At 67.4% G+C, this 25,874-nt stretch carries 24 protein-coding genes; 9 read left to right on the top strand and 15 right to left on the bottom strand.

Features of this window, described 5'->3' with window-relative positions; translation table 11 throughout:
• The first annotated feature begins 102 nt into the window (after positions 1 to 102).
• The 5 genes from ACSFA8_RS10395 to ACSFA8_RS10375 all read left to right on the top strand — a co-directional run bounded on the left by ACSFA8_RS10395 (position 103) and on the right by ACSFA8_RS10375 (position 5,926).
• Complete coding sequence (locus tag ACSFA8_RS10395; RefSeq protein WP_435479434.1) at positions 103 to 1,506, top strand: aspartate aminotransferase family protein; 1,404 nt, start codon at positions 103 to 105, stop codon at positions 1,504 to 1,506.
• Positions 1,507 to 1,571: 65 nt separating this feature from the next.
• Positions 1,572 to 2,066 (top strand): Lrp/AsnC family transcriptional regulator, encoded by a 495-nt coding sequence (locus ACSFA8_RS10390; protein WP_435479433.1) that lies wholly within the window; start codon positions 1,572 to 1,574, stop codon positions 2,064 to 2,066.
• A 321-nt stretch (positions 2,067 to 2,387) separates the two neighbouring features.
• On the top strand, positions 2,388 to 3,818 hold the full coding sequence (locus tag ACSFA8_RS10385; protein WP_435479752.1) for an aldehyde dehydrogenase family protein: 1,431 nt from the start codon (positions 2,388 to 2,390) through the stop codon (positions 3,816 to 3,818).
• A gap of 42 nt (positions 3,819 to 3,860) precedes the next feature.
• The gene (locus ACSFA8_RS10380; RefSeq protein ID WP_435479432.1) at positions 3,861 to 4,580 is read left to right on the top strand and encodes a cupin domain-containing protein; all 720 of its coding nucleotides are present in this window, start codon (positions 3,861 to 3,863) and stop codon (positions 4,578 to 4,580) included.
• Positions 4,581 to 4,600: 20 nt separating this feature from the next.
• Entirely contained in the window at positions 4,601 to 5,926 is a 1,326-nt protein-coding gene (locus tag ACSFA8_RS10375; protein ID WP_435479751.1) for an NAD(P)/FAD-dependent oxidoreductase, read from the top strand.
• Here ACSFA8_RS10375 and ACSFA8_RS10370 read toward each other — a convergent pair.
• The 8 genes from ACSFA8_RS10370 to ACSFA8_RS10335 all read right to left on the bottom strand — a co-directional run bounded on the left by ACSFA8_RS10370 (position 5,923) and on the right by ACSFA8_RS10335 (position 12,584).
• Complete coding sequence (locus ACSFA8_RS10370; RefSeq protein WP_435479431.1) at positions 5,923 to 6,057, bottom strand: hypothetical protein; 135 nt, start codon at positions 6,055 to 6,057, stop codon at positions 5,923 to 5,925. The genes ACSFA8_RS10375 and ACSFA8_RS10370 overlap by 4 nt on opposite strands.
• Positions 6,058 to 6,095: 38 nt before the next feature.
• A complete protein-coding gene (locus tag ACSFA8_RS10365; protein WP_435479430.1) occupies positions 6,096 to 7,274 on the bottom strand; it encodes an amidohydrolase in 1,179 nt (392 codons plus the stop codon).
• Positions 7,271 to 7,969: an HAD-IA family hydrolase gene (locus ACSFA8_RS10360; RefSeq protein ID WP_435479429.1), complete on the bottom strand. Its 699-nt coding sequence runs from the start codon at positions 7,967 to 7,969 to the stop codon at positions 7,271 to 7,273. The genes ACSFA8_RS10365 and ACSFA8_RS10360 overlap by 4 nt, the downstream gene beginning before the upstream one ends.
• Positions 7,970 to 8,126: 157 nt before the next feature.
• Positions 8,127 to 8,837 (bottom strand): ABC transporter ATP-binding protein, encoded by a 711-nt coding sequence (locus ACSFA8_RS10355; RefSeq protein WP_435479428.1) that lies wholly within the window; start codon positions 8,835 to 8,837, stop codon positions 8,127 to 8,129.
• Positions 8,834 to 9,589 (bottom strand): ABC transporter ATP-binding protein, encoded by a 756-nt coding sequence (locus tag ACSFA8_RS10350; protein WP_435479427.1) that lies wholly within the window; start codon positions 9,587 to 9,589, stop codon positions 8,834 to 8,836. The genes ACSFA8_RS10355 and ACSFA8_RS10350 overlap by 4 nt, the downstream gene beginning before the upstream one ends.
• Complete coding sequence (locus tag ACSFA8_RS10345; protein ID WP_435479426.1) at positions 9,582 to 10,517, bottom strand: branched-chain amino acid ABC transporter permease; 936 nt, start codon at positions 10,515 to 10,517, stop codon at positions 9,582 to 9,584. Before ACSFA8_RS10345 ends, ACSFA8_RS10350 begins: the two co-directional genes overlap by 8 nt.
• Complete coding sequence (locus ACSFA8_RS10340; RefSeq protein ID WP_435479425.1) at positions 10,514 to 11,389, bottom strand: branched-chain amino acid ABC transporter permease; 876 nt, start codon at positions 11,387 to 11,389, stop codon at positions 10,514 to 10,516. Before ACSFA8_RS10340 ends, ACSFA8_RS10345 begins: the two co-directional genes overlap by 4 nt.
• 4 nt (positions 11,390 to 11,393) lie before the next feature.
• Complete coding sequence (locus ACSFA8_RS10335) at positions 11,394 to 12,584, bottom strand: amino acid ABC transporter substrate-binding protein (RefSeq protein WP_435479424.1); 1,191 nt, start codon at positions 12,582 to 12,584, stop codon at positions 11,394 to 11,396.
• Between the two features lie 182 nt (positions 12,585 to 12,766).
• Between ACSFA8_RS10335 and ACSFA8_RS10330 the strand changes: the two genes are divergently transcribed.
• The 3 genes from ACSFA8_RS10330 (at position 12,767) to ACSFA8_RS10320 (ending at position 16,642) form a co-directional block, all read left to right on the top strand.
• The gene (locus tag ACSFA8_RS10330) at positions 12,767 to 13,723 is read left to right on the top strand and encodes an AraC-like ligand-binding domain-containing protein (protein WP_435479423.1); all 957 of its coding nucleotides are present in this window, start codon (positions 12,767 to 12,769) and stop codon (positions 13,721 to 13,723) included.
• Positions 13,724 to 13,787: 64 nt separating this feature from the next.
• On the top strand, positions 13,788 to 15,248 hold the full coding sequence (locus tag ACSFA8_RS10325; RefSeq protein WP_435479422.1) for a sensor domain-containing diguanylate cyclase: 1,461 nt from the start codon (positions 13,788 to 13,790) through the stop codon (positions 15,246 to 15,248).
• A 14-nt stretch (positions 15,249 to 15,262) separates the two neighbouring features.
• Positions 15,263 to 16,642, top strand: a complete 1,380-nt coding sequence (locus ACSFA8_RS10320) for a GGDEF domain-containing protein (protein WP_435479421.1) — start codon at positions 15,263 to 15,265, stop codon at positions 16,640 to 16,642.
• Positions 16,643 to 16,657: 15 nt separating this feature from the next.
• Here the strand turns inward: ACSFA8_RS10320 and ACSFA8_RS10315 are convergent, their stop codons facing one another.
• The 5 genes from ACSFA8_RS10315 to ACSFA8_RS10295 all read right to left on the bottom strand — a co-directional run bounded on the left by ACSFA8_RS10315 (position 16,658) and on the right by ACSFA8_RS10295 (position 22,297).
• Complete coding sequence (locus tag ACSFA8_RS10315; protein ID WP_435479420.1) at positions 16,658 to 17,140, bottom strand: nucleoside deaminase; 483 nt, start codon at positions 17,138 to 17,140, stop codon at positions 16,658 to 16,660.
• A 115-nt stretch (positions 17,141 to 17,255) separates the two neighbouring features.
• Positions 17,256 to 18,026 (bottom strand): ABC transporter permease, encoded by a 771-nt coding sequence (locus ACSFA8_RS10310; RefSeq protein WP_435479419.1) that lies wholly within the window; start codon positions 18,024 to 18,026, stop codon positions 17,256 to 17,258.
• Positions 18,023 to 18,871, bottom strand: coding sequence for an ABC transporter ATP-binding protein (locus ACSFA8_RS10305; RefSeq protein WP_435479750.1), 849 nt, complete (start codon positions 18,869 to 18,871; stop codon positions 18,023 to 18,025). Before ACSFA8_RS10305 ends, ACSFA8_RS10310 begins: the two co-directional genes overlap by 4 nt.
• Positions 18,871 to 19,896 (bottom strand): ABC transporter substrate-binding protein, encoded by a 1,026-nt coding sequence (locus ACSFA8_RS10300; protein WP_435479418.1) that lies wholly within the window; start codon positions 19,894 to 19,896, stop codon positions 18,871 to 18,873. The genes ACSFA8_RS10305 and ACSFA8_RS10300 overlap by 1 nt, the downstream gene beginning before the upstream one ends.
• Positions 19,897 to 19,996: 100 nt before the next feature.
• Positions 19,997 to 22,297, bottom strand: a complete 2,301-nt coding sequence (locus tag ACSFA8_RS10295) for an NADP-dependent malic enzyme (protein ID WP_435479417.1) — start codon at positions 22,295 to 22,297, stop codon at positions 19,997 to 19,999.
• 166 nt (positions 22,298 to 22,463) lie between these two features.
• Between ACSFA8_RS10295 and ACSFA8_RS10290 the strand changes: the two genes are divergently transcribed.
• Positions 22,464 to 23,831: an NAD(P)/FAD-dependent oxidoreductase gene (locus tag ACSFA8_RS10290; RefSeq protein WP_435479416.1), complete on the top strand. Its 1,368-nt coding sequence runs from the start codon at positions 22,464 to 22,466 to the stop codon at positions 23,829 to 23,831.
• Positions 23,832 to 24,170: 339 nt separating this feature from the next.
• On the opposite strand, the gene ACSFA8_RS10285 is transcribed toward ACSFA8_RS10290, so the two are convergent.
• On the bottom strand, positions 24,171 to 25,067 hold the full coding sequence (locus ACSFA8_RS10285) for a 2-hydroxy-3-oxopropionate reductase (protein ID WP_435479415.1): 897 nt from the start codon (positions 25,065 to 25,067) through the stop codon (positions 24,171 to 24,173).
• A gap of 18 nt (positions 25,068 to 25,085) precedes the next feature.
• Positions 25,086 to 25,865: a hydroxypyruvate isomerase gene (gene hyi / locus ACSFA8_RS10280; RefSeq protein ID WP_435479414.1), complete on the bottom strand. Its 780-nt coding sequence runs from the start codon at positions 25,863 to 25,865 to the stop codon at positions 25,086 to 25,088.
• Positions 25,866 to 25,874 lie beyond the last annotated feature (9 nt).

The raw sequence follows: 25,874 nt of genomic DNA, 5'->3' as shown, positions 1-25,874 counted from the left end.
TGGTTTGTGCGATGGCCCCAAAGCAGCACCACGCCGCGTGCCGCGCGACCTACGCTAAGGGCATTGAAAGCTTCCTTCGCTCTCACCCCACCCGACACCGCCATGACGCATCCCTCCGCATTGCCCGACCAAGCCGCACTCGACGCGATCGACCGCGCCCACCTGATCCATCCCGTCTCGCCATGGCGTGTGCACGAGCAGCGCGGCCCGACCGTGCTGGCCTCCGCGCGCGGCGCCTGGCTGACCGATGCCAACGGCCACGAGCTGCTGGATGCCTTCGCCGGCCTCTGGTGTGTGAACGTGGGCTACGGCCAGGAGAGCGTAGTGCAGGCGGCCACCGAGCAGATGCGGCGCCTGCCCTACGCCACCGGCTACTTTCACTTCAGCAGCGAGCCGGCCATCCGCCTCGCCGAAAAGCTGGTGCAGATCGCGCCGGCCTCTCTCACCCGCGTCTACCTGACGCTCGGCGGCTCTGACGCCGTTGACGCCGCCGTGCGCTTCATCGTGCAGTACTACAACGCGATCGGCAAACCGTCGAAGAAGCACTTCATCGCACTGGAGCGCGGCTACCACGGCTCGTCGTCCACCGGCGCCGGGCTGACCGCGCTGCCGGTTTTCCATCGCGGCTTCGATCTGCCGCTGCCGACGCAGCACTACATTCCCTCGCCCAATCCCTACCGCCATGCGGACGGCGCCGATCCGCAGGCGCTGATCGCCGCGTCGGTCGCGTCGCTGCGTGCCAAGGTGGCCGAGTTGGGCGCCGACAACGTGGCCGCATTCTTCTGCGAGCCGATCCAGGGCTCGGGCGGCGTCATCGTGCCGCCCAAGGGCTGGCTGAAGGCCATGCGCGACGCCACGCGCGAGCTCGACATCCTGTTCGTCGTGGACGAGGTCATCACCGGCTTCGGCCGCACCGGCCCGATGTTCGCGTGCGAGGCCGAAGGCGTGGAACCCGACCTGATGACCCTGGCCAAGGGCCTGACCTCCGGCTACGTGCCGATGGGCGCGACGATGATGAGCGACAAGGTCTATGCCGGCATCGCCGACGGCGCCCCGCCCGGCGCGCCGATCGGCCATGGCGCCACCTACTCGGCGCACCCGGTCGGCGCTGCCGTTGCGCTCGAGGTGCTGCGGCTCTACCAGGAGGGCGGGGTACTCGCCAACGGCCAGCACGGTGCGGCCCATTTCGCGGCCGGCCTCGATGCGCTGCGCTCGCATCCGCTGGTGGGCGATGCGCGGCATCGCGGCTTGCTGGGCGCGCTGGAGCTGGTCAGCGACAAGGCCAGCAAGCGCGGCTTCGACGCAGCGCTCGGCCTGTCGGACAGGATCTTCGCGACCGGCTACAAGAACGGCCTGGTGTTCCGCTCTTTCGGCGATCACATCCTCGGTTTTGCGCCCGCGCTCACGTTCACGGAAGACGAGTTCGCCCAGATGTTCTCGCGCCTGAAGAAGACGCTGGACGAAGTGCTTGACGCGCCCGATGTGCGGGCTGCGCTTGCAGCCTGAACGAAAGCGCCGAGCCGCCTTCTCCGGCGACGCAGAATCGACCTCTCTTCGTTTGGGGCAACGTCATGTCAGAAGTTTTCAAGATCGACCGGCTCGACCTGCGCATCCTGGCTCAGCTGCAGCGCAACGGGCGCATGACCAATGTGGATCTGGCGGACGCGGTGGGCCTCTCGCCCAGCCCCTGCCTGATCCGCGTCAAGCGCCTGGAGCAGGCCGGCTACATCGCCGGCTACGGCGCACACCTGCGGCTCGAGAAGCTCGGCGACACGCTGACCGTCTTCACCGAGGTCACGCTGTCCGACCACCACCGCGAGGATTTCGTCCGTTTCGAAACCGCCATCCGCGAGGTCGACGAGGTGCTCGAATGCCATCTGGTCAGCGGCGGCTACGACTACCTGCTTCGCTTCCTCACGCGCGGCGTGAACCACTACCAGGAAGTGATCGAGGAACTGCTCGAACGCAACATCGGCATCGCGAAATACTTCAGCTACATCGTCATCAAGTCGCCGTTCATCAAGACGCACTGCCCGATCGAGCGGCTGTTTCCCCACCCGCGCTGACCGGCCGGCGCGGGCGCAACGGTCGGGTGCGTCCGAGTGAAGGCCTCTGCCATATGCACGACGGCAGGATCTGCTGTAGCGAGTCGCACAACCGCAGCCTGCTTTATGCAAGACCCTCATTGAAGCACCGCCGCGAAGGGTGCGCAGCCTAAACTTTTGGACATCCGAAGGCCCGACCTCAGCCCCATCATGACGCACACCACCGCATTACCAAACCTCCGTGGCCACGCCCTTGTGGATGGCAATGAGCAACCCTCACGTCTTTTCCAGAGGGCCGACTCCGTCATCGAGCACCTCAGGAGCGCTGGCCGCCTGGATCGCATGTTCATTGGCGGTGAGTGGGTCGTGCCTGGGGGGCAAGATAAAGCCTCTGTCATCGATCCGTCGACGGAGGAGCCTGTCGCAGAGATCGCGCTGGGCAGTGCGAGAGATGTCGCTGCAGCTGTGGCTGCGGCGCGGTGCGCCTTCGCGACTTGGTCCGTGACTTCCGCACAGGACAGGGCCTTGCTTCTCGATCGCGTCCACACCCTGATCCTCGAGCGCGCAGAACTGTTCGCGCAAGCGATCTCGTTGGAGATGGGCGCTGCCATCGGCTTTGCGCGCAGCACGCAGGTGCCGTCTGCGACCGAGCACATCCGCGTGGCCCGCGACAATGCGCGCAGTTATGCGTTTGTCACCCATCGGGGGGACATGGCCATCATGCGCGAGGCCATCGGCGTATGCGGCCTGATCACTCCATGGAACTGGCCGCTCTACCAGATCACAGCCAAGGTCGGATCCGCCCTGGCAGCGGGATGTACGGTCGTCCTGAAGCCCAGCGAGCTGTCGCCCCTGAGCGCCTTGCTTTTCGCCGAGGTGATGCACGACGCGGGCATCCCGCCGGGTGTGTTCAACCTTCTGAACGGCAATGGGCCGGAGGTCGGCGCCGCCTTGGCTGCGCATCCCGACGTGGACATGATCTCGATCACCGGTTCGACAAGGGCCGGCGTGCTGGTTGCCCAAGCGGCCGCCCCGACGGTGAAGCGCGTCGCCCAGGAACTCGGCGGGAAATCGCCCAACCTCATCCTGCCGGACGCGGATCTCGCGCGTGCCGTTCCAGCAGGCGTAGCGGCCGCCTTCCGCAACGTCGGCCAGTCCTGCAGCGCCCCGACTCGCATGATCGTGCCCCGCGAGCGCCTCCAGGAGGTTGAGCGGCTCGCGCTCGAAGCGTCAGCCAGCATCGTCGTGGGCGATCCGCGCTCGCAGCAGACCACGCACGGCCCGGTGGCCAATCGCGCGCAGTTCAATCGGGTGCAGGAAATGATCGGCATCGGAATCGCCGAAGGCGCGCGGCTGCTGTGCGGCGGCCCGGGCCGGCCGGAGGGCTTGGACCGCGGCTTCTACTGCCGTCCGACCATCTTCACCGCGGTGCAGCCTCAAATGCAGATCGCGCAGGAGGAGATCTTCGGGCCCGTGCTCGCGATCATTCCCTATGACAGCGTGGACGAAGCTGTTGAGATCGCCAACGACACCGTCTACGGCCTGGGCGCCCATGTGCAAGGCCAGGACCTCGGCGCGGCGCGCGCGGTCGCGGCGCGCATCCGCTCCGGGCAGGTGCACCTCAACTATCCGGCCTGGAACCCCAACGCCCCCTTCGGTGGCTACAAGCGCTCGGGGAATGGCCGCGAATACGGAATAGAAGGTCTCGAGGAGTACCTGGAAACCAAAGCCATTCTTGGCTTCCAGGATGCCTCGGCACCCGGTACCGACTGACACGCTTTCATTGAAACCATCGCGCAACGCGCAGGAGCAATCATGACCGTGGCCCTAGTGCTGCATCGCGCCGACGGCGCACCCGTTTCAACCTCCTTCCGCATGGCGGCGTTCGGCAAGGACGACCCCTTTGCGCAGCAACGCGAGATCGCGTGGGAAGGACCGGGCTCGATGATCGCGGGCCGAACCAGCTTCATCGGCGAGCTCGAAGTCGCAAGCTATCCCCACATCGAAACCATCGTCGTGGTCGAGGGAGAGCTGACGCTGACGGCGGCCGGGCAAGCCCCGCTGGTGGTCGGTCCACAAGCGGGTGCTGTCATCGGCTGCGGTACGGCGCTTCGCATCCAGGCCGGATCCCACGTGCGATTTTCGTTCTGCGCGGCCGCTTGCGACAAGCCCACCAAGAGTGGGCTCATTGCCCTGCACGCCGACGCAAACTTCAAGCCATCTGCCACGCTACCCGCAGAAGTGCTGCTGGGCCCCTCGCCGGAATGCCGCAGCGAGAACGTCTTCGCCGACGACGGCGCGCAGTTCAGCGCCGGCACCTGGGACTCGACCCCCTACCACCGGATCGTTCGCCCCCATCGCATGAACGAGTTCATGCATTTGCTGGCCGGCAGTGTGCGGTTTGCAGCCCCGGACGGCAGCGTGCTGTCGGTGGGCACGGGTGACGCGTTGTTCGTGCCCCAGGGCGCGCCGATCGGATGGGAAAGCAGCGATCGCGTGGCGAAGTTCTACGTGTGCCAAAGCGTCCCGGCTTGAACAGGCGAGCGAGATTCATCATGTCCCCTCCGCTGAACCACATCCAAACTTCGGCCACGCTGCCGGCTTCGGCCGACGTCGTCGTGATCGGCGGCGGCATCATCGGCGTCTTTACCGCCTACTACCTGGCCAAGCGCGGCGTGTCGGTCGCGTTGGTGGAAAAGGGCAGGATTGGCGCCGAGCAATCGAGCCGCAACTGGGGCTGGTGCCGGCAGCAGAACCGCGACGCCCGCGAACTGCCGTTGGTGACCAAGAGCCTCGATCTGTGGGAACAATTTGCCGCCGAAAGCGGTGAAGACACCGGTTTTCATCGCTGCGGGCTTTTGTATCTCAGCAACGACGAGGCCGAGATTTCCGGCTGGGCCAGCTGGCGCGACTTTGCCAAGACCGCTGGCGTGACGACTCACATGCTGAGCAGCCGCGAGGCCACCGAGCGCGGGCAGGCGACCGGCCGCGCCTGGAAAGGCGGCGTCTTCTCGCCCAGCGACGGCACCGCCGATCCTGGCAAGGCCGCGCCGGCGGTGGCCGCTGCGCTCATCAAGCTCGGGGGCAGCGTCCATCAGAATTGCGCCGCCCGCGGCATCGAGACCGAAGGCGGTCGGGTCAGCGCAGTCGTGACCGAAGCCGGCGTCATCAAGACCCGGACGGTTGTAATGGCGGGTGGCGCCTGGGCCTCCTCGTTCTGCCGCCAGCTGGGCATCCGTTTTCCGCAGGCCTCGATACGCCAATCCATCCTCAGTGTGTCCCCTGTGGAACAGCGCTTGCCGCCTGCCGTGGTGAGCGCGGGCGTGTCCGCCACGCGCCGCAACGACGGACGCTACGCACTGGCTATCAGCGGCCGCGCGCGCGTGGATCCGACAGGGCAGTTCCTGCGCTTCGCGCCGCAGTTCGTGCCCATGTTCGCCAAGCGCTGGCGCAACCTTCGCCCGGGTGGCCTGGAAGCCATTCGGAGTGGCCATGAAACGCTGGCGCGGTGGCGGCTCGATGCGCCAACGCCCATGGAACGCATGCGCATCCTCGATCCGAAGCCCGATCCCGTGAGCATCAAGGAGACCTACCGCCGCGCGGTCGAACTGCTGCCCCAGCTTCGCGACGCAAAGATCACGCACGCCTGGGCTGGCTATATCGACAGCACGCCGGACGGGGTTCCCGGCATCGGCGAGGTGCCGGGACTGCCTGGCTTCATTCTGGCCGCAGGCTTTTCCGGACACGGCTTCGGCATCGGGCCCGGCGCGGGCCACCTGATCGCGGACCTGGCCAGCGGCGGCGAACCGATCGTCGATCCCGTCCCCTACCGGCCAGAGCGGTTCAGCGGCTCAGCATGGGGCAAGGTCGCTGATTTCTAGGCCGCGTCGCCCGCCAGCTCGACGTCGATGCCGCGCAGGCGGCTGGGCGGCTGGCTCAGTGGACGCGCGGGCGTGCCCTGGTCTTGCAGGCCGCCAAGCGTGGCCGATTGGTGCAGAACGGTGATGCTCACGTTGTGAAGTGACTGAAAGGTGGAATCAAGGGAGTGAGTCACCGCAATGCGCTTTCGGCCACTTCGCAGAACCAGCGCACGCCCAGCGGCAACGCGTCGTCGTTGAAGTCGTAGCAGGGGTGGTGCAACGCGTGCTCGCCGTCCGGCCCCGGATCGGCACGCCCCTGGCCCAGCCACAGGTAGGCGCCGGGGCGGCGCTGCAGCATGAAGGCGAAGTCTTCCGAGGTGAAGGCCGCACGCGGCGCCATGTCGGCCTGCAGGCCGATGGCTCGGGCTGCATCGAGTGCGAGCGCGGCCTCGGCCGGCGTGTTGACGGTGGCAGGGTAGTAGCGCACGTAGCGCACTTCGGCCTGGGTGCCGCTGGCCAGTGCCACGCCGTCGACGGTGGCACGCAGCGCGGCCTCGATGCGATCCTGCGACGCGGCATCGAAGCTGCGCACGGTGCCGGTGATCGACACCTCCGCCGGCAACACGTTGTGGCTGTGGCCGCCCTCGATGCGCGTCACCGACAGCACCGCCGATTCGCCCGGGTCGATGCGGCGCGAGACGATGGTGTGCAACTGCGCGACCAGCTGGCTCGCCGCAAGGATGGCGTCGGGCGTGTGGTGCGGTTGCGCGGCATGGCCGCCGCGCCCGCGCAGCACGATGTCGAAGCGGTCGGCCGCTGCCATGATGGGCCCCGCGCGTGTCTGCGCCCGGCCCAGCGGCAGATCCGGCCAGTTGTGCAACGCATAGACGCTGTCGCAGGGAAAGCGCTCGAACAGGCCGTCCTCGATCATCGCGCGTGCGCCGCCTTTGCCTTCCTCGGCCGGCTGGAAGATGAAGTGCACCGTGCCGTTGAAGCGGCGCGTGCGCACCAGCTGGCGCGCCGCGCCGATCAGCATGCTGGTATGGCCGTCGTGGCCGCAGCCGTGGTGCACCCCGGGTGTGCGGCTCGCGTGCGCTGCACGTCCGAGTTCGACCATCGGCAATGCGTCCATATCGGCGCGCAGGCCGACGCTGCGCTCGCCGTCGCCGCAGCGCAGCGTGCCGACCACGCCGGTGCCGCCCAGTCCTTCATGCACGTCCAGGCCGAGCAGGCGCAGCGCCTGTGCAACGACGCCGGCCGTGCGGCGTTCCTCGAACGCGAGTTCGGGATGTGCGTGCAGATCGCGGCGCAGCGCGATCAGCCCGGGCAGCAGGTCGGCGACCGGCGCGGCGATCGCACCGGGGGTCAACGCCCGGCCTCGACCGCGTCGGCCAGTTCGGCCAGCGTGTGGAAGTGGTAGTCGGGTTCGGTGCGCTCCGACTCGATCGTGCCGCCCGAATCCTTCAGGCCATGGCGGCGCTCGATCCAGCAGGTGGTGATGCCCAGGCGGCGGGACACGCCGATGTCGTGGTACTGGCTCTGCGCAACGTGCAGGTTGTCGGCCTGCCTGTAGCCCCAGGCGCCCTCGAAGCGGCCGCGGGCATAGGCGAAGTAGCGCGGATCGGGCTTCTCGCACATCGCGTCGTCGCAGCTCAGCAGCAGGTCGAAAGGCTGCTCCAGCGTCTTTGCGAAATGGGCCAGCGCCCAGGTCTGGGCATTGGTCATGGTGACCAGCTTGAAGCGCTTGCGCAGCCGCTTGAGCGCTTCCACCGAGTCCGGGAATGCCGGCCAGTCCGCGACCGAATCACGCAGGCCCTGCGCGAGCGCATCGGTGTCAGGCAGGCCCAGGCCCGGCGCGATGACATGCCAGCAGCGCGCGAGGTCGTCCGGGTACCAACCGGTGTTGCCGTCGGCGCGCGCCTTCCGGTAAGCCGCGAGAAACGCGTCGTCGGTCACCGGGGCGCCGGGCACGGCGGCACGCAGGTAGGCAAGCATGCCGCCTTCGAAATCGATCAGTGTGCCGACGACGTCGAACGTGAGAACCTTGAAATCCTGCAAAGACATGTGAGCGCTCCGGGGTGGACAAAATGCAATCGCAGCGAAAGCTTATGTCCTGCCCACCCTGCGCGGAAACCGAACTGGTGCCGGGCCACGGCACAGGATTTCGTTGTCGGTGCCGCGTCGGCATCTTGTTCGGTTGCCTGCGCAACCATGCCGCAGCTCAGGCCACGCCGAGATAGGCCTGGCGAATCACGTCGGAGTGAAGCAGCGTGCGCGCATCTCCCGCCGCGACGATGCGCCCGCGTTCGAGCACGTAGCCGCGGTCTGCCGTCTGCAGCGCCTTGCGCACGTTCTGCTCGACCATCAGCACCGTGACGCCCTGGCCCGCGATGCGGCGCACGATGGCCAGCAGTTCGTCGACCATCCGCGGCGCCAGGCCCAGCGAGGGTTCGTCGAGCATGAGAAAGCGCGGCCCGCTCATCATGGCACGGGCCACCGCGACCATCTGCTGCTCGCCGCCGCTCATGGTGCCGGCCAGTTGCCCGGCGCGCTCCTTCAGGCGCGGAAAGTCGTCGAAGGCCCGCGCCAGCCGTTCACCGCGCAGCCGCGCCGGCGCCAGCCAGGCGCCGAGCTCGAGGTTCTCGGTCACGCTCATCTGCGGGAACAGCTGGCGCCCTTCGGCCACGAGCGCGAGCCCGCTGCGCACGCAAGCGGTGGCTTGCCCGGACGGCAGCGCCACGCCGTCGAGCGATGCCTCTCCCGCACGCGGCAGCAGCCCGGCGAGCGACTTGAGCAGCGTGGTCTTGCCGGCGCCGTTGGGCCCCAGCACGACCGTGATGCCCGGCAGCACGTCGAGGTCCAGGCCCTTGATCACCTCGAAGCCGTGGTAGCCGGCTGCCAGGCCCCGCACGCGCATCTGGCTGCCGCTCATGCCGCCGCCTCCATTTCGTCGCCGAGATAGGCCTCGACCACTTCCGGATTGCGCACGACTTCGGCCGGCGGCCCGTCGGCGATCTTGCGGCCCTGGTGCAGAACGAGCACGCGCTCCACATACCTGAGCAGCGTGGTCACGGCATGCTCGATCCAGACCACCGTGAGGCCGTGCTCGTCGCGCAGGCGGCGGATGCGCCGCGCCATCGCATCGACCTCGATCTCGGTCAACCCGGCGGCCACCTCGTCGAGCAGCAGCAGCCGCGGGCGGGTGCCGAGCGCCATGCCGATCTCCAGCAGGCGCTGTTGCGACGGCGTGACGTCGGCGGCGAGCTGGCCGGCCAGTGCGCCGAGCCCCAGCATGTCGAGGATCGCGCCTTCCGTTTCGAGCCCGGCGATCGGCGTGCGGCGGCGCCCCGCGAACTGCGTGCCGAAGCGCACGTTGTCGGCGAGCGTCATCCCGGCCATGACTCGCGGCGTCTGGAAGGTGCGCGCGATGCCGTGCAGCGCGTAGTGGTGCGGGCCGCGCCCGGTCAGGTCGATCGTGCCCTCCACCAGCAGCCGGCCGGCGGTCGGCGCGACCACGCCCGAGATCGCGTTGAAGAACGTGGTCTTGCCCGCGCCGTTGGGGCCGATGATGCCAACCAGCTCGCCCGCATGCAGGCGCGCGCTGACCGCATCGACCGCGGTGAGCCCGCCGAAGCGCACCGTGAGTTCGCGCGCTTCCAGCAGCGGCATGGAGGTCTCATTCATGGCCGTGCTCCCGCGCGGTGGCCGACCGGCGCTGCCACAGCGATGCCAGCCCGTCGGGCAGGTACATCACGCACAGGATCAGCAGCAGCCCGAGCACCATCATGTAGCCGTAGGGCAGTTGCAGCCGCAGCGTCTCGGCCAGCAGGCTGAAGACGATCGCCGCCGCGATCGGCCCGCCGATGCTCGCCGCGCCGCCGATCAGCGCGATCAACACCGTCTGGAAACCGATGAAGGGGCTGAATACCGCCGGTGGGTCGATGTAGGTCCAGCGCACTGCCATCGCCGCGCCGACCGCGCCGGCAAAGGCGGCCGTGATCGCGAAGCCGGCGATCTTGACGCGGCGCGTGTCGACGCCCAGCGTTTGCGCACGCTGCTCGTCCGCGCCGATGCCCGACAGGGCCAGTCCGAAGCGGCTGCGGCGGACGGCGATGGCGGCGGCGATCGAAGTGCCGGCGATCGCCAGCACCGTGAGATACACCGTTTCGTTCGACGGCACGACCGTGAGCACGCGGCCCACCGTGCCCGACACCTGCTTCTCGACGAACGTCACCGCGTGGCGGATCAGTTCCGTCATGCCGAAGGTGAGCACCGCGAAATAGGTGCCGCGCAGATGCAGCACTGCGGCGCCCATGACCACCGCGACAACGCTGGCCAGCGCGGCGCCGCACAGGATCACGAGCGGCCAGGGCAGCACGCCGAGCAGGGTGGCGCAGGTGTAGGCACCGAGGCCGAAAAAGGCCGAGGTCGCGAGCGACAGGTAGCGCGTGGCACCGCAGAACAGCGACCAGCTGGTGGCGAGCGCCACGTACATGAGGCAGCTCAACGCCACCGAGCTCGCGAATTCCGACGCCACCCACGGCACGGCGGCCGCGAGCAGCAGGCCGAGGCCCAGCCAGAGCCAGGGGCGGCGCATGAGGGAGGAACTCATCGCGAGAACAATCCGTTGGGGCGCCAGATCAGCACGCCGATGAAGACCGAATAGGACAGCAGCATCTTGAGCGAGGGGCTCGTGAAGTGCGTGCCAAGCGCCTCGACCACGCCCAGCAGCAGGCCGCCGACCAGGCTGCCCGCGAGGCTGCCGAAGCCGCCGAGCGTGATGACGATCAGCGCCGTCACGGTATAGGGCTCGCCCATCGAGGGCGAGATCTCGTAGGTCATCGACAGCAGCGCCCCCGCCACGCCCGACAGCCCGAGGCCGATGCCGAACATCAGGGGATGCAGACGCCGGGTGTTGATGCCCACCAGTTGCGCGCCGACCGGCGATTGCATCAGCGCACGCACCGCCTTGCCCAGCAGCGTGAGCTTGAGCAGCGCGATCAGCGCCAGGCTCAGCGCCAGCGTGACGCCGAACAGCACCAGCTTGTTGACCGTGAAGCGCATGTCCGCGAACTGCACCGGCTCGGCCAGGTAGTCGTAGCCGCGCAGGTCGCCACCCCAGGCCAGCAGCGCGGTGTTCTGCACGAAGAACATGAGGCCGAAACCGACCATGAGGCTGCGCGCCTCGAACACCTCGACATTGGGTGCGCGGGCCGCGACCTGGCGGAAACAGAGCCAGTGCACCGCCATGCCGACCAGCATCAGCAGCGCGAAGGCGGCCGGCAGGAACAGCAGCGGCGAGATGCCCCAGGCCGTGTGCGCCCACCAGGTCAGGAAGGCACCGAGCATCAGGAACTCGCCGTGCGAGATGTTCATGATGCGCATCAGGCCGTACTGCAGGTTCAGCCCGATCGCCACCAGCGCGTAGATGCTGCCCGTGATCAGGCCGCCGGCCAACAGCTCGGCCCATCCGCTTGGCGACATGCCGCTACTTCCAGGCCGGTTTCGGTATCAACGCGGCGGTGGCGCGGCCGCGCGGCCAGACCACCTCGAATTCGCCGCCTTGCCACTGGGCCACCGTGCCGGGGATCGAGGCGTTTTCGCTGCCCTCGAAACGGATCGGCCCGAGGATGGTCTTGAACTCGTTCTTCGCGATCTGCTCGCGCAGCGCCTTGCGGTCGAGGCCGACCCGGGCCACTGCCTGCTGGAGGATCTCCAGGCCGGCCCAGGCGTGGCCGCTGGCCCAGCGATCGGGCTCCTTGCCGAACTTCTTGGTGTGCGCCTCGAAGTAGGCCCGGGCTTCGGCGCTGGTCTTGACGTTCCAGGAGCCCATGCCGATCACGCCTTCGGTGTTGGCGGCCATCACGTTCTTGTACAGCTGGAACGCGGTGCCGACCGAGGCGTAGAAAAATTTCGGGTTGAAGCCCACCTCACGCGCCTGCCGGCTCGCGAGGATGGTGTCCGGCGGGTAGGTGATGCCGATGAAGGCATCCGGGTTCTGGTCCTTCATGGCGCGCAGCACCGGCGCGAGGTCTTTTACGCCGAGCGGATAGCTCTTGCGCTCGAGCACCTGGATGCTGGTCTTCTTGAGCGCGGTGTTGAGCGCGGCGAAGTTCTCGAGGCCGAACAGGTCGTCCATGTAGACGATGGCGATGCTCCTGACGTTGTTGGCCACCAGCATGTCCACCAGCGCGCCCATCATCTTGTCGGGCTGCTGCAGCAGCGAGAAGAAGTAGGGCAGTTGCATGTCGATCAGCTTGCGCGACAGTGCCGTTGGCGCGAGCAGCGGGTAGCCGAAGCGGTTGGCAAGCGGCGCCACCGCGAAGTTGGCGCCCGAGCCCCAGGGCGGTAGCACCAGGTCGACCTTGTCGCTGCCCATCAGCTTCTCGAACGTGCGCACGCAGGTCTCGGTTTCGCTGCGATCGTCGTAGCCGATCAGCTCGATCGGGCGCTTGACGCCCTTCACCGAGAGCCCGCCCCCGGCGTTGACCTGCTCGGCCCACAAGAGGTAGTTGGGCTCCTGGCTCACCTGGGCGCCGGCCGCCCATGGGCCGGTGCGGGCGATGGCGTAGCCGATCTTCACGGGTGCGCCTTGTGCGAACAGGCGCGGCGCGACGGCCGCTGCGCCCACGACGGTGCCGGCTTGCTGGATCCAGCGGCGGCGGTTGGCTTGAAACATGAGGTCTCCTTGCGGGCGTGTGGCTGTGCCCGATGTCGTCATGCTAGGCACTGGATGCGTCTGGCGCTGTGCCGGCTGCGCACAAACGGCTTGACGCTGCGCGCACGCCGCTAATGGTTAACCCCCAAGCTTGCGGCGGGAAAACGCGCCGGACAATGGAGCCCTCCCAACGCGCCTGATCTATGACAGCGTCCATGGTTCTGTCGACCGACCAAGTTCCCTCGCGCGAGCGCGCGCCGATCTGGCGCGAGTGGGTGTGGCGCCACTTCGGGGGGCTGGAATCCGACCTGTACGGCGACACCGAATTCGACGGCCATCTCGCCGTGTCGCATGCCGGCGAGGTGATCCTGACCCGGCTCGAAGCCAATCGCCACCGCGTGCTGCGCACCCCGCAGATGGCGCGCAGCAGCGAAACCCCCTACCTGAAGATCGTGGCGCCATGGCAGGGCTCGGCCGAGGTCGCCCAGCGCGGGCGCGAAGCGTCGGTGCGCGCTGGAGGCTGGACGCTCTACGACACGACGGCCGACTACACGGTGGCCAATCCGGAGCGCAGCGACCATCTGATCGTGATGCTGCCCAAGGCGCAGCTGGCCGCGCCGGGCCTTCCCCTGGGCGATCTGGTGGCGCGCCGCGTGGGCGGCAGCAGCGGCATCTCGCGCGTGGCGCTCGAGACCATGCGCAACACCTACCAGGAGTTGCCCTACATGAGCGAGGCCGCGGCGCGCGGCGCCGGCGACCTCATCATCCAGCTGGTGCGGCTGTCGCTCATGGAAATGGCCGGACAGGAGACCCCGCGTACCCAGCGCGAGGCGCTGAAGGATCGGATCTGCCAGCACGTGGCCCAGCATCTGCGCGACAGCGCGCTGTCGATAGACGGCATTGCGCAGGCGCTGCGGTGCAGCAAGCGCCACTTGCACAATGCGTTCGCCGGTGACGACGAGTCCCTTACCAGCTACATCCTCCACCAGCGCCTGGCATGCGCCATCCGCGACCTGGTCGACCCCGCGAATGCGGTCCGACCGATCACCGACATCGCGCTCGCGGCGGGTTTTGGAAATCTTTCGCATTTCAGCCGCGTCTTCCGGGATCACACGGGCGGTAGCCCGAGCGAATTCCGGCGCAAGGCGAGCGCGCGCTGATGCCCTGGTCGTGGCGGCCGCGTTCGGTTGGCCCCGCCAAACGCGCCAACCGGTAGACAATGAAATGATGAACGCCGCAGCCACTCCGCTTTCTGCAGACCTTGAGTCCATGTTCGACCTGGCGCCGGTATCGCTCTGGCTGGAGGACTACAGCGCGCTGAAGCAACTGTTCGACCAGTGGCGCGAAGAGGGGGTCACCGATCTGGCAGCGTACCTCGATGACGACCTGGAGCGGGTTCGCCAGTGCATGGCCCGCCTCAAGGTTCTGCAGGTCAACCAGCACACGCTCGCGCTTTTTGCCGCCGAAAGTCAGGACGTCCTGCTGGCCGGGCTGGGCACCGTCTTTCGCGACGACATGGGGGTGTCGGTCAAGTACGAGCTGTCGCAGTTGTGGCAGGGGCAGCTCAGCTTTTCCAACGAGACGGTCAACTACACCCTCGACGGGCGACGGCTCGACGTGCAGGTGCGGGTGCGCGTCCTGCCGGGGCACGAGTCGACGTGGGATCGCGTGCTGGTGTCGCTGGAAGACGTCAGCGAACGGAAGGCTGCGGACCGCGAGCGGGCAGAGAGCGAGCGCTATGCACGCGGCCTGTTCGACAACTCGCCCGTCTCGTTGTGGGTCGAGGACTTCAGCGCCGTCAAGCGTCTGCTGGACGAGGTCCGGCGTCGCGGCATCACCGATTTCGCGACGTTCATCAAGGTGCATTCGGAATTCGTCACGCGGTGCATGCAGGAAATCCGCGTGATCGATGTCAACCAGGAAACGCTCAGGATGTTCGGTGCGGCCAGCAAGCCCGAACTGCTGCGCAACATCCAGAAAGTGTTTCGCGACGAGATGCACGACTCGTTTGCCGAGCAGCTGCAGGATCTGTGGAACCAGAAGACGTCCCAGCAGCGGGAGGTGATCAACTACACGCTGAACGGCGAGCTGGTCAACATCCACATGCAGTTCACGGTGCTCGAAGAGCACCTGGCCACCTGGGATCTGGTGCTGGTTTCGCTGGTCGACATCACGGCGCGCAAGAAGGCCGAGGCCTACCTGGAGTACCTCGGCAAGCACGACGTGCTCACCCAGCTGTGCAACCGCACCTTCTACACCGAGGAGCTCAACCGACTTGCGCGCAAGGGGCCATGGCCGGTCTCCGTCCTCTCGATCGACCTTAACGGGCTCAAGCGTGTCAACGACGACGATGGCCATGCCGCCGGCGACGCCTTGCTGCGTCGGGCGGGCGAAGTGCTGTCCAAGGCGGTCGACTCGCCCGGGTGGCCCGCGCGCGTGGGAGGCGACGAGTTCGCGGTTCTGCTGCCGACCACGGACGAGCGCGGCGCCGAAGCGATGCGCGACCGGATCCTCTCGCTGCTCGAACTCAACAACCAGTTCTATGCCGGCCCGAGCGGACACAATCTCAGCCTCTCGATCGGGTTGGCAACCTGTGGCGTGGGCGGATCGCTGGACGAAGCCCTGCTGCACGCGGATCGATCGATGTACGACGACAAGGCGCGGCATTACGGCACGCCCCGCTGAAGGTTCAAGAAACGATGCGCCAAATCCGTTTGTGCTGGAACGAGCATGTCCAGCATGCCGATCATGAGATCCATGCCCACCGCGACTGGACAACCGCCTCTCCCGAGGTGCGCCACGACCTGGCCATCATCGCCAAGACCGCCAACGAGCTCTACGGGCCACGTTCGCACTGGGTCGAAGAGCGGGAGGTTCGCCAGCCGAGCGCCGACCCCCGCCTCCGGTTTGACCAGCGCGTGCTGCAGGACGACGCTGCCGCCGGCCCTTATGCCCGGCACCTGGCGACCGGTGTCGGATCGCTCCGGTTCCAGCCCGATCTGGAGCAGGAGTACATGGAGCACCTGCGGGATGTCCAGCGGCGACCCGCTTCGATCTGCGTCGGCGTGGCCCTGTTCGGTTGGGCCGTGTTCGGCCAGGCGGGCCTGATCGCGCTCTCGACCGGATCGCCGCCGGCGGACGGCATCGCTTCGTTCGTCCAGTGGGCCATGGTGCTGGTGCTCTGCGCAAGCCTGTTGCTGCTGACGGCGCGCGGCGGGGCCGCCCGCACCGACTTCGTGTCGGCGGCCGTGCTGGTGTTGACGGCCGCGGCCCTCGGCCTGCTGGCGCTTCGCGCCGGAACGGGCGCGAGGCCGCCAGTGTTGCTGGCAGCGCTCGGGCTGATGGTGGTGGTATTTTTTCCGCTCGGGCTGGTGTTCCGCCACGCCCTCGTGCTGGCGCTTGCAATGGCCGTCGGCGGCACCGTGCTGGTATTCGGCCTGTCTCCGCCGGCCCTGCGCACCGATGGCCACCTCGCGTTGATGGCCCTCTGGGGAGCGCTCGGTTTGTCAGCCATCGGCGGCTACCTCGTCGAACGCCTGTACCGCGAGCAGTTCCTGCTGCATGGCCTGCTCTCGCGGCAGGCCTTCGTCGATCCCCTGACCGGCCTCTACACCCGTCGCGGCACGCACAAGCTGACCCAGATCGCACGCCTGCAGGCGGTGCGGGATGGCGTGACGCTGAGCTTCGTGCTGATCGATGTCGACCGTTTCCGCGCCTACAACGAACGCTACGGGCGGGAGGCGGGCGACCGCGCCCTGATCGAAATCACCCAGGTTGTCGCGACCTTTGCGCGCCGCCCCCTCGACCTGGCGAGCCGCGAAGGCGGCAAGCGCTTCGGCCTGCTGCTGTACGACTGCAACCTCGAACGGGCTCGGCTGCATGCCGAGCAATTGCGCGAGCGGCTGCGTGATGTCGGCATGGCGCACGCAAATTCGAACGACCCGGCGGCCCAGCTGACCGTGAGCATCGGTGCGCTACAGGTGCTGCCGGAAGAAACGGCAGAGGTCTTCATGCAGCGCGTCGAAGCCATGCTCCAGCGTTCGAAGGATGCAGGGCGCGACCGGGTGACGACTCCCTAGGAGTGCCGCGCGCGTTCAGCCGCCGCGTTGTTCCCAGAACCCGCGGTGGGTCGCGATCATCTCGTCGGCCAGCGCCGGCACCGGCCCGATCACTTCGACCGCCTTCTGTCCGCGCGCAAAGACTTCGCGGCAGGGCAGGCTCAGTGTCGGGTTCTCCGGGTGGTCGCCGGTCAGCGCGAGCAGCGCCGACTCGTCGGCACCATAGACCACGCGGCCGATGTTCGCCCAGTAGCTCGTGCCGGCGCACATCGCGCAGGGCTCAAAGGTCGTGACCAGCGTGCATTGCCACAAATAGTCGGCCGGCCAGTTGCCGGCCGCGTGCCGCGCCAGCGTGGCCTCGGCGTGGTTCACCGTGTCGATGTTGCCCTGCTCGGCCAGCACCGTATCGCCATCGGGCGCGATCAGCACCGCGCCGAACGGGTGCCGGCCCATCGCCATGGCGCGCCGCGCAACCGCGTCGGCCCGGCGCAGCGCCTTGATAGCTTGCGCCGGCGTCATGCTCCGCAGCCCCTTCGGGAAACACCGCGGAACCGGCTTTGCCGGGCCGCTGGTGTTGCCCCCGGCGAGGGGGTTGGCGAAGCGACACGAAGTGCGCGAACACTGGGGGAGAGCCTCATGCCTGGGAGCCGCGGTGGGCCCAGCCCGTGGTGTGCTTCTCGATCACGCTGAAGAGTTCGTACATCGCCATCGCCATCGCACCCACCACCATCAGCCCGGCAAAGGCCAGGCCCATCTGCATGGCGGAGCCGGCGGAGATCAGCAGGTAGCCGATGCCCTCGTTGGCGGCGGTCATCTCGCTCACCGTGGTGCCGACGAAAGCCAGCGTGATCGCGACCTTCAGCGAGGCATAGAAATACGGCATCGAGCGCGGCAGGCCGATCTTCACCAGCACGTCCCAGCGTTTGGCACCGAGCACGCGCAGCACGTCTTCCAGCTCGGGCTCCAGCGTGGCCAGGCCGGTCGCGATGTTGACCATGATGGGGAAGAAGCTGATCAGGAAGGCCGTGAGGATCGCCGGCCCCACGCCGATACCGAACCACACCACGAGGATCGGCACGAAGGCCGCCTTGGGCAGGGCGTTGAAGGCCGTCATGAGCGGGTACATCGCCGCGTACGCGAGGCGCGAGCTTCCGATCACGAAGCCGAGCAGCACCCCCACGACAATCGCCAGGCCGAAGCCGGCCATCGTGACCCAGAAGGTGCGCCACGCGTGGCCCGCGATGATTTCCTTGAACTCCCAGAACTGCGTCCAGATGCGCGAGGGGCTGGGGAAGATGAAGTCCGACACACCGAAGCCGCGGCAGACGATCTCCCACAGCAGCAGCACCGCGACCAGCAGGATCCAGGGCGACCAGGTTTCGATCTGCCTCGAATTCTTCGTCATGGCGCCACCGCCGCTGCGGTTGCCGCCGCGCTGATGCCGGTGTTGCGGATGGCTCCGATGTGCCCACGCAGCTCCAGCACGATGTCGGTGAACTCCTTGGTGTAGGTGAGTTCGAGGTCGCGCGGGCGCGGCAGCGCGATCTCGCGCTTGACCACGAAGCGGCCCGGGCTCTTGCTCATCACATACACCGTGTCGGCCAGGAACACCGACTCGCGCAGGTCGTGCGTGACCAGGATCACATTGAATTTCTGTTCGGTCCAGAGGTCGCGCAGGATGCACCAGAGCTCTTCGCGCGTGAACGCGTCGAGCGCGCCGAACGGCTCGTCGAGCAGCAGCATCTTGGGCTCGTGGATCAGCGCGCGGCAGATGCTGGCGCGCTGCTGCATGCCGCCCGAGAGCTGCCAGGGGAACTTGTCCTCGTAGCCGGCCAGGCCGACCTTCTGCAGCAGCTTGCGCGCACGCTCGACGTACTCGCGGCGCTTGGCCTTGAAGCTGGAGCGGTAGGGCTCGACGATCTCGAGCGGCAGCAGCACGTTGTCGACGGTGGTGCGCCAGGGCAGCAGCGAGGGCGCCTGGAAGGCCATGCCCGAGATCTTGAGCGGGCCGGTCACGGGCTGCCCGTCGATGCGGATCTTGCCCACCGACGGCATCTTGAGCCCGGTCGTGAGCTTCATGAAGGTCGACTTGCCGCAGCCCGAAGGCCCGACGATGGCGATGAACTCCCCGCGCTGAACCTGCAGGTCGATCGCCTCGACGGCGAAGTGGTTCTGCGCGAGCAGCTCTTCGTTGTACGCGAGCCAGACGTCCTGGAAATCGACGAAGGGCGCCGCGCCGGTGCCCGTCATCACTTGCGCAGGATCGCGAGTTCGGCCGCCGGCGGCAGCAGCGTGCCGTTCCACACCGCGTCGGGGCTCACGCGGGTCTTGGTGTTGAAGGCGTCGGAAACCTGCGAGGCCATCAGCGCGAGCCGGCCGGCGTTCACGGTGCCGAAGCCTTCGGCGCGGGCGTCGGGGCTGTTGATCACGGTGTCGATGGCCAGTTGCAGGCGGCGGGTTTCGAGCTTGCTGTCGATGATGCCGTCGCGCGCCTTTACCGATTCGATTGCCACCGGCGGGTTGGCGATGACTTCCCTGGCGCCCTTGGCGAAGGCCGAGAGGAAGGCCTTGATGGCCGCCGGGTTCTCCTTGATGAGCTTGGGCGACGCGATGATCACATTGCCGTACAGCTTCACGCCATAGTCGGGGTAGGGCAGCACAACGATGTCGGCCGCCTTGGCGCCGCGTGCTTCCAGATTGAGCAGCGAGGTGAAGGTGAAGCCGGTGATGGCGTCGATGTCGCCGCGCAGCAGCATGGTTTCGCGCAGCGTCGGATCCATCGCCGTCCAGTTGACGGCGCCGATGTTGTTGGCCTTGGCGAAGATCGGGAACGCGCGGCGGCCGGCGTCGAACACCGGCGCGCCGAGCTTCTTGCCGGCGAGGTCGGCGGGCTTGGCGATGCCGCTTTTCTTGAGTGCCATCACCGAGGCCGGCGTGTTGTTGTAGACCATCATCACCGCCACCGGCTTGTTCGGGCTGTCGGGGTTGTTGGCGTGGAACTCCATCAGCGCGGCCAGGTCGGCAAAGCCCATTTCGTAGGCACCCGAAGCCACGCGGGTGACGGTGCCGCCCGAGCCGTTGCCGGCGTCGATGGTCACGTCCAGGCCCGCGTTCTTGAAATAGCCCTTGGCGGCAGGGTGCAGGAACAGCGCGGCCGGGCCTTCGAAGCGCCAGTCGAGCTGGAACTTGATCGGCGTCGTCTGGGCCTGGGCGACCAGTCCGAAGCTGAGTGCCGATGCGGCGAGGAAGGACTGGAGCAACTGGCGCTTGTTCATTCTTGATTCCGGTGTGAGTGCAATGCACAGGATTCAAGCAAAAAAGGTGCCCGCACGCGATTGGTGCGAACCCTTCGCTGCCCCGTAAGCCGCAGATGCCCTATTTGTGAATGCTGGCGTTGGCGACGGCCAGCGCCGTCATGTTGACCACGCGCCGCACCGTGGCCGAAGCGGTCAGGATGTGGGCCGAGCCTGCGGCGCCGAGCAGAATCGGGCCGACCGTGACGCCGTTGCCGCCAGTCATCTTCAGCACATTGAACAGAATGTTCGCGGCATCGAGGTTCGGGCAGATCAGCAGGTTGGCCTCGCCGGTGAGCGTGCTGTCGGGCAGCGCCTTGCGCCGCACTTCTTCCGACAGGGCCGCGTCGCCGTGCATCTCGCCGTCGCATTCGACGTCGGGTGCCATGCGCGCGAACAGCTCGCGCGCGAGCCGCATCTTGCGGGCCGACGGGCGCTCCGACGAGCCGAAGTTGGAGTGCGAAAGAAACGCCACCTTGGGCGGCAGGCCGAAGCGGCGCACTTCCTCCGCCGCCATCACCGCGATGCTGGCCAGCGTTTCGGCGCTCGGGTCTTCGTGCACATTGGTGTCGGCCACGAACAGCGTGTACTTCTCGAGCGTCAGCGCGTTCAGCGTGGCGAAGCCCGGCGCACCCCGCTTCACGCCCAGCACCTCGCGCAGGATCTTCAGGTGGCTGTCGAAGCGGCCGACCAGCCCGCACAGCATCGCGTCGGCATCGCCCAGGTGCACCATCAGCGAAGCGATGGTGGTGTTGGAACGCCGCACCATCGCCTTCGAGGCTTCCGGCGTGATGCCGCGGCGGCCCATGAGCTTGTGGTACGCGTCCCAGTAGGTGCGAAAGCGCGGATCGTTCTCGGGGTCGACGATTTCGACGTCGGTGCCCAGGCGCAGATGCAGGCCGGCCTTCTTCACGCGGGCCTCGATCACGGCCGGGCGGCCGATCAGGATCGGCATGGCCAGGCCTTCGTCCACCGCGAGCTGGGCCGCGCGCAGCACGCGGTCGTCCTCGCCCTCGGCATAGGCCACGCGCTTGGCGGTGGCCAGCTTGGCGGCGTTGAACACCGGGCGCATGAACATGCCGGTCTGGTAGACGAAACGGGTCAGGTGCTGGCGATAGGCCTCCAGGTCTTCGATCGGCCGGGCCGCCACGCCCGAGGCTGCGGCGGCCCTGGCCACGGCCGGCGCGATGCGCAGGATCAGGCGCGAATCGAACGGCTTCGGAATGATGTAGTCGGGGCCGAAGGCGAGCTCCTGGCCTTCGTAGGCAGTGGCCACTTCTTCGCTGATGTCGGCCTTGGTGAGGTCGGCAATCTCGCGCACGCAGGCCAGCTTCATTTCCTCCGTGATCTTGCTGGCGCCGCAATCGAGCGCGCCTCGGAAGATGTAGGGGAAGCACAGCACGTTGTTGACCTGGTTCGGGTAGTCCGAGCGGCCGGTGGCGATGATGCAGTCGGGCCGCACGGCCTTGGCCAGCTCCGGCCGGATCTCGGGCTCGGGGTTGGCCAACGCCAGGATGATCGGCTGCGAGCCCATGGTCTTCACCATATCGGCCGTCAGTACGCCCGGCGCCGAGCAGCCGAGGAACACGTCGGCACCGTTCACCACGTCGGCCAGCGTGCGGGCGCCCGTGTCCTTTTGCGAGAAGCGCGCCTTCGATTCGTCGAAGCCGCCGGCGCGGCCTTCGTAGATCAGGCCTTTGGAATCGACCGCATAGATGTTCTTCGGCTGGGCGCCCATGCCCACCATCACGTCGAGGCAGGCCAGTGCCGCGGCGCCGGCGCCGGACACGGCGATCTTGACGTCTTCGATCTTCTTGCCGACCAGTTCGAGGCCGTTGAGGAGCGCCGCTGCCGAGATGATGGCCGTGCCGTGCTGGTCGTCGTGGAACACCGGGATGTTCATGCGCTCGCGCAGCTTCTTCTCGATGTAGAAGCACTCGGGCGCCTTGATGTCCTCAAGGTTGATGCCGCCCAGCGTGGGCTCGAGCGCCGCGATGATGTCGACCAGCTTGTCGGGGTCGTTCTCGGCCAGTTCGATGTCGAACACGTCGATGCCGGCGAACTTCTTGAACAGGCAGCCCTTGCCCTCCATCACCGGCTTGCTGGCCAGCGGGCCGATGTTGCCCAGGCCCAGCACCGCCGTGCCATTGGTAACCACGCCGACCAGGTTGCCGCGCGAGGTGTACTCGGCCGCGAGCGACGGGTCGCGCTGGATGTCGAGGCAGGGGTAGGCGACGCCGGGCGAGTAGGCCAGCGACAGGTCGCGCTGGTTCATCAGCGGTTTGGTCGGCGTGATGGAAATCTTGCCGCGAACGGGACTGCGGTGGTATTCGCGTGCGGCTTCGCGCAGCGCTTCTTCTGCCGGTGACAGGGGGGCGGCCATGGAAATCTCCTTTTTCTAACGACCAAAGAGGCTACTCCAAAAGCGCAAGCCGCCCCGGTAGTGACAACCACGATGGCGCCGCGCGGGCGCCTCGCGCCGGGTCGCTAAACTCTGGCCCGCGGCAGTTTCAGCCGGATACAAGACAACCCCGGAGGGCCTGCGGGCCATGGCACTTCAAGAATTCACAGGATCGAGCCCGGACGTCGTGGTCATCGGTGGCGGGCCCGCCGGCTCCACGGTTGCTGCGCTGCTCGCGGACAAGGGCCACGACGTGGTGCTGATCGAGAAGGCGCAGCATCCGCGTTTCCACATCGGCGAATCGCTGCTGCCGATGAACATGCCGCTGTTCGACCGGCTGGGGATCCGCACCGAGGTCGAGGCCATCGGCATCGCCAAGTACGGCGCCGAGTTCGTCTCGCCCTGGCACGACCACACCAGCCATTTCTTCTTCGGCGAGGCGATGGACAAGTCGTTTCCCTATGCCGTGCACGTGCGCCGTGCCGAGCTCGACGAGTTGCTGTTCCGCCTGGCCGCGAAGCGCGGTGCGCGCACCTTCGAAGGCCACAAGGTCACCGAGGTCGACACCGAGGCCGGCAAGGGCGGCGACGACCGCTCGCTGGTCAAGGTCAAGTCCGACGACGGCACGGAAACCAGCTGGCGCCCGCGTTTCGTGATCGACGCCAGCGGTCGCGACACGCTGCTGTCGAACCAGTTCGACGCCAAGCAGCGCAGCCGCAAGCATGCCAGCGCGGCGTTGTACGGCCACTTCGCCGGCGCGCAGCGCAATCCGGGGCGCTACGAGGGCAACATCACGCTGTTCTGGTTCGACCACGGCTGGTTCTGGTTCATCCCGCTGCGCGATGGCACGACCAGCGTCGGCGCCGTGGCGTCGCCAGCCTACTTCAAGCAGCGCAAGGGCAGCCTGACCGAGTTCCTGATGGAAACCATCGCGCTCGCGCCCAAGCTGGCCGAGCGGCTCAAGGACGCGACGCTGCTCGAAGGCGCCACCTCGACAGGCAACTACGCCTACGACTCGAAGTTCTGCCGCGGCGACCGCTTCATGATGATCGGCGACGCCTACGCCTTCGTCGATCCGATGTTCTCGTCGGGTGTGTTCCTGGCGATGAACAGTGCCTTCGAAAGCGCGACCGCAGTGAACCACTGGCTCAAGGGCGAAGCGAAGGAGGCCGAGAAGGCTTTCCGCCGCTTCGAGAAGGTGATGAAGCACGGGCCGAAGATGTTCTCGTGGTTCATCTACCGCATCACGTCGCCGGCGATCCGCAGGATCTTCATGCAGCCGCAGAACGTGTGGCGCATGCAGGAGGCGCTGCTGTCGATACTGGCGGGCGACCTGTTCCGCGATACGCCGGTGGGGCCGCGCTTCCTGGGGTTCAAGCTGGTCTACTACGTCTCGTGCGTCACGATCATGCCGCAGGCTTTCAAGACCTGGGCGTGGCGCCGCAAGAACCTGAAAGCGTCGCTGGAGGCCTCCGGGCCATTGCCGGTTCGCGAAAGTGTGAGCGTCAAGGGCTGAGCGGGCGTCTCGTGTTTGACGTTCCGGGGTGGGCCGCTGGCGGCGGGTGGCCCCTTCCGCGAATGTCCCCCGGCCTGCGGCCTCCTCCTTTATTTCGCTGCAGGGGCCACCCACCACCAGCGGCCAGGGCACGCTCGTGGTGACCAGAGCGAAACGGTCACATCGCTTCCAGGATCAGGGCGGTGGGGCACGCTGCGCAGCGAAATAAAGGAGGAGGCCGCAGGCCGGGGGACATTCGCGGAGCAGCGTGCCCCGCCGCCCTGATCCCGCCCCGAAACCTCAGCGCCCCGGAACCTCAGCGCTCAGATCAACGCAGGACTCTGCGAATGCAGGACCGCATCAGTCCGGCTGCACCGGATGCTGCGCCAGCGCTTCGAGCGCCCTGACCAGCGCCGAGTGATCGGCCTGTCCATGGCCCAGCGCGGTGCAGGCGTTCATGAGCTGCGCTGCGCCCGCCGTCTGCGGCAGTGCGACGCCGAGCGCGCGCGCACTCTGCATCGCCAGGTTCAAGTCCTTCTGGTGCAGGGCAATGCGAAAGCCCGGCGCAAAGGTGCGCTTGATCATGCGCTCGCCATGCACTTCGAGGATGCGCGACGACGCGAAGCCGCCCATCAGCGCCTGCCGCACCCTCGCCGGGTCGGCGCCGGCCTTCGATGCGAACACCAGCGCTTCGGAAACCGCCGCGATGTTCAGCGCCACGATGATCTGGTTGGCAACCTTGGTGATCTGCCCGGCGCCGACATCGCCGACCAGCGTGATGTTCTGGCCCATCTTCTCGAGCAGCGGCTTCACGCGGTCGAAGTCGGCTTGTGCGCCGCCGCACATGATCGTGAGGCTCGCGGCCTTCGCGCCCACCTCGCCGCCGGAGACCGGCGCATCGACATAGCCGCAGCCGAGACCGGCGATGCGTTGCGCAAACGCCCGCGTGGCGATCGGGTCGATCGAGCTGCAATCGACCACCAGCTTGCCCTTGCCGAGGCCGGCCGCAACGCCGCCTTCGCCGAACAGCACCTTCTCCACATCGGGCGTGTCCGGCACCATGAGGAAGACGATGTCGGCCTGCTGCGCCACCTCGGTCGCAGAGGCGCACACCGAGGCGCGCGAGGCGAAGGGCTCGGGTGACGCGCTGCGCGTGTGGACGAAGAGCGCATGGCCGGCGTCGAGCAGATGCCCCGCCATGGGTGCGCCCATGATGCCGAGGCCGATGAAGCCGATCTTCTGCGATGCGTTGGACATGTCGTTGCGGTTACCTGGTTAGTGGGCGAGGGCGGTGCGCCAGCCGAGGCCTGCGGCGGTGTCGGTGCGCGGCCGGTACTCGCAGCCGATCCAGCCCGTGTAGCCGATCGCGTCGATGTGCCTGAACAGCCACGGGTAGTTGATCTCGCCAGTGCCGGGTTCGCCGCGGCCCGGGTTGTCGGCGAGCTGGATGTGGCCGATGCGCGCGAGGTGGTTGCCCAGCGTGGCGCCGAGCTCGCCTTCCATGCGCTGCGCGTGATAGATGTCGTACTGCAGCTTCAGATTGGACGACCCCACCTCGTCCATCAAAGCCAGCGCCTGGTCGGTGCGCGTGAGCATGAAGCCCGGAATGTCGAAGCTGTTGATCGGCTCGATCAGCAGGCGGATGCCGGCGGCCTGCAGCTCGCGCGCTGCAAAGCGCAGGTTCTCCACCAGCGTGGGCTGCACCTGGCGCAGGGCCGCGCCCACCGGCATCTTTCCGGCCAGGCAATTGAGCTGCGGGCAGCCCAGCGCGGTGGCGTAGTCGATGGCGCGCGCCACGCCTTCGCGGAACTCGGCAACGCGGTCCGGATGGCAGGCGATGCCGCGCTCGCCGGCTTCCCAGTTGCCGGCCGGCAGGTTGTGCAGCACCTGTTCCAGTGCGTTGTCGCGCAGCGCGGCGACCAGCTCCTGCTTCGGCACCGCATAGGGAAACAGGTATTCGACCGCGTCGAAGCCGGCCCGGGCGGCAGCCTCGAAGCGTTGCATGAACGGCAGCTCGGTGAAGAGCATCGTGAGGTTGGCGGCGAATCGCGGCATCGTGCGTCT

Source organism: Variovorax nitratireducens, from assembly GCF_051216545.1.
Taxonomy (GTDB): domain Bacteria; phylum Pseudomonadota; class Gammaproteobacteria; order Burkholderiales; family Burkholderiaceae_C; genus Variovorax.
This window is presented reverse-complemented; position numbering and strand designations above follow the sequence as displayed.

What these genes read in the sequence shown, in the direction of transcription:
- ACSFA8_RS10395 (WP_435479434.1), top strand. Translation starts at nt 103, where the DNA reads ATGACGCATCCCTCCGCATTGCCCGACCAAGCCGCACTCGACGCGATC.
- ACSFA8_RS10390 (WP_435479433.1), top strand. Translation starts at nt 1,572, where the DNA reads ATGTCAGAAGTTTTCAAGATCGACCGGCTCGACCTGCGCATCCTGGCT.
- ACSFA8_RS10385 (WP_435479752.1), top strand. Translation starts at nt 2,388, where the DNA reads ATGTTCATTGGCGGTGAGTGGGTCGTGCCTGGGGGGCAAGATAAAGCC.
- ACSFA8_RS10380 (WP_435479432.1), top strand. Translation starts at nt 3,861, where the DNA reads ATGACCGTGGCCCTAGTGCTGCATCGCGCCGACGGCGCACCCGTTTCA.
- ACSFA8_RS10375 (WP_435479751.1), top strand. Translation starts at nt 4,601, where the DNA reads ATGTCCCCTCCGCTGAACCACATCCAAACTTCGGCCACGCTGCCGGCT.
- ACSFA8_RS10360 (WP_435479429.1), bottom strand. Translation starts at nt 7,969, where the DNA reads ATGTCTTTGCAGGATTTCAAGGTTCTCACGTTCGACGTCGTCGGCACA.
- ACSFA8_RS10355 (WP_435479428.1), bottom strand. Translation starts at nt 8,837, where the DNA reads ATGAGCGGCAGCCAGATGCGCGTGCGGGGCCTGGCAGCCGGCTACCAC.
- ACSFA8_RS10350 (WP_435479427.1), bottom strand. Translation starts at nt 9,589, where the DNA reads ATGAATGAGACCTCCATGCCGCTGCTGGAAGCGCGCGAACTCACGGTG.
- ACSFA8_RS10345 (WP_435479426.1), bottom strand. Translation starts at nt 10,517, where the DNA reads ATGAGTTCCTCCCTCATGCGCCGCCCCTGGCTCTGGCTGGGCCTCGGC.
- ACSFA8_RS10340 (WP_435479425.1), bottom strand. Translation starts at nt 11,389, where the DNA reads ATGTCGCCAAGCGGATGGGCCGAGCTGTTGGCCGGCGGCCTGATCACG.
- ACSFA8_RS10335 (WP_435479424.1), bottom strand. Translation starts at nt 12,584, where the DNA reads ATGTTTCAAGCCAACCGCCGCCGCTGGATCCAGCAAGCCGGCACCGTC.
- ACSFA8_RS10330 (WP_435479423.1), top strand. Translation starts at nt 12,767, where the DNA reads ATGACAGCGTCCATGGTTCTGTCGACCGACCAAGTTCCCTCGCGCGAG.
- ACSFA8_RS10325 (WP_435479422.1), top strand. Translation starts at nt 13,788, where the DNA reads ATGATGAACGCCGCAGCCACTCCGCTTTCTGCAGACCTTGAGTCCATG.
- ACSFA8_RS10320 (WP_435479421.1), top strand. Translation starts at nt 15,263, where the DNA reads ATGCGCCAAATCCGTTTGTGCTGGAACGAGCATGTCCAGCATGCCGAT.
- ACSFA8_RS10315 (WP_435479420.1), bottom strand. Translation starts at nt 17,140, where the DNA reads ATGACGCCGGCGCAAGCTATCAAGGCGCTGCGCCGGGCCGACGCGGTT.
- ACSFA8_RS10310 (WP_435479419.1), bottom strand. Translation starts at nt 18,026, where the DNA reads ATGACGAAGAATTCGAGGCAGATCGAAACCTGGTCGCCCTGGATCCTG.
- ACSFA8_RS10305 (WP_435479750.1), bottom strand. Translation starts at nt 18,871, where the DNA reads ATGACGGGCACCGGCGCGGCGCCCTTCGTCGATTTCCAGGACGTCTGG.
- ACSFA8_RS10300 (WP_435479418.1), bottom strand. Translation starts at nt 19,896, where the DNA reads ATGAACAAGCGCCAGTTGCTCCAGTCCTTCCTCGCCGCATCGGCACTC.
- ACSFA8_RS10295 (WP_435479417.1), bottom strand. Translation starts at nt 22,297, where the DNA reads ATGGCCGCCCCCCTGTCACCGGCAGAAGAAGCGCTGCGCGAAGCCGCA.
- ACSFA8_RS10290 (WP_435479416.1), top strand. Translation starts at nt 22,464, where the DNA reads ATGGCACTTCAAGAATTCACAGGATCGAGCCCGGACGTCGTGGTCATC.
- ACSFA8_RS10285 (WP_435479415.1), bottom strand. Translation starts at nt 25,067, where the DNA reads ATGTCCAACGCATCGCAGAAGATCGGCTTCATCGGCCTCGGCATCATG.
- hyi (WP_435479414.1), bottom strand. Translation starts at nt 25,865, where the DNA reads ATGCCGCGATTCGCCGCCAACCTCACGATGCTCTTCACCGAGCTGCCG.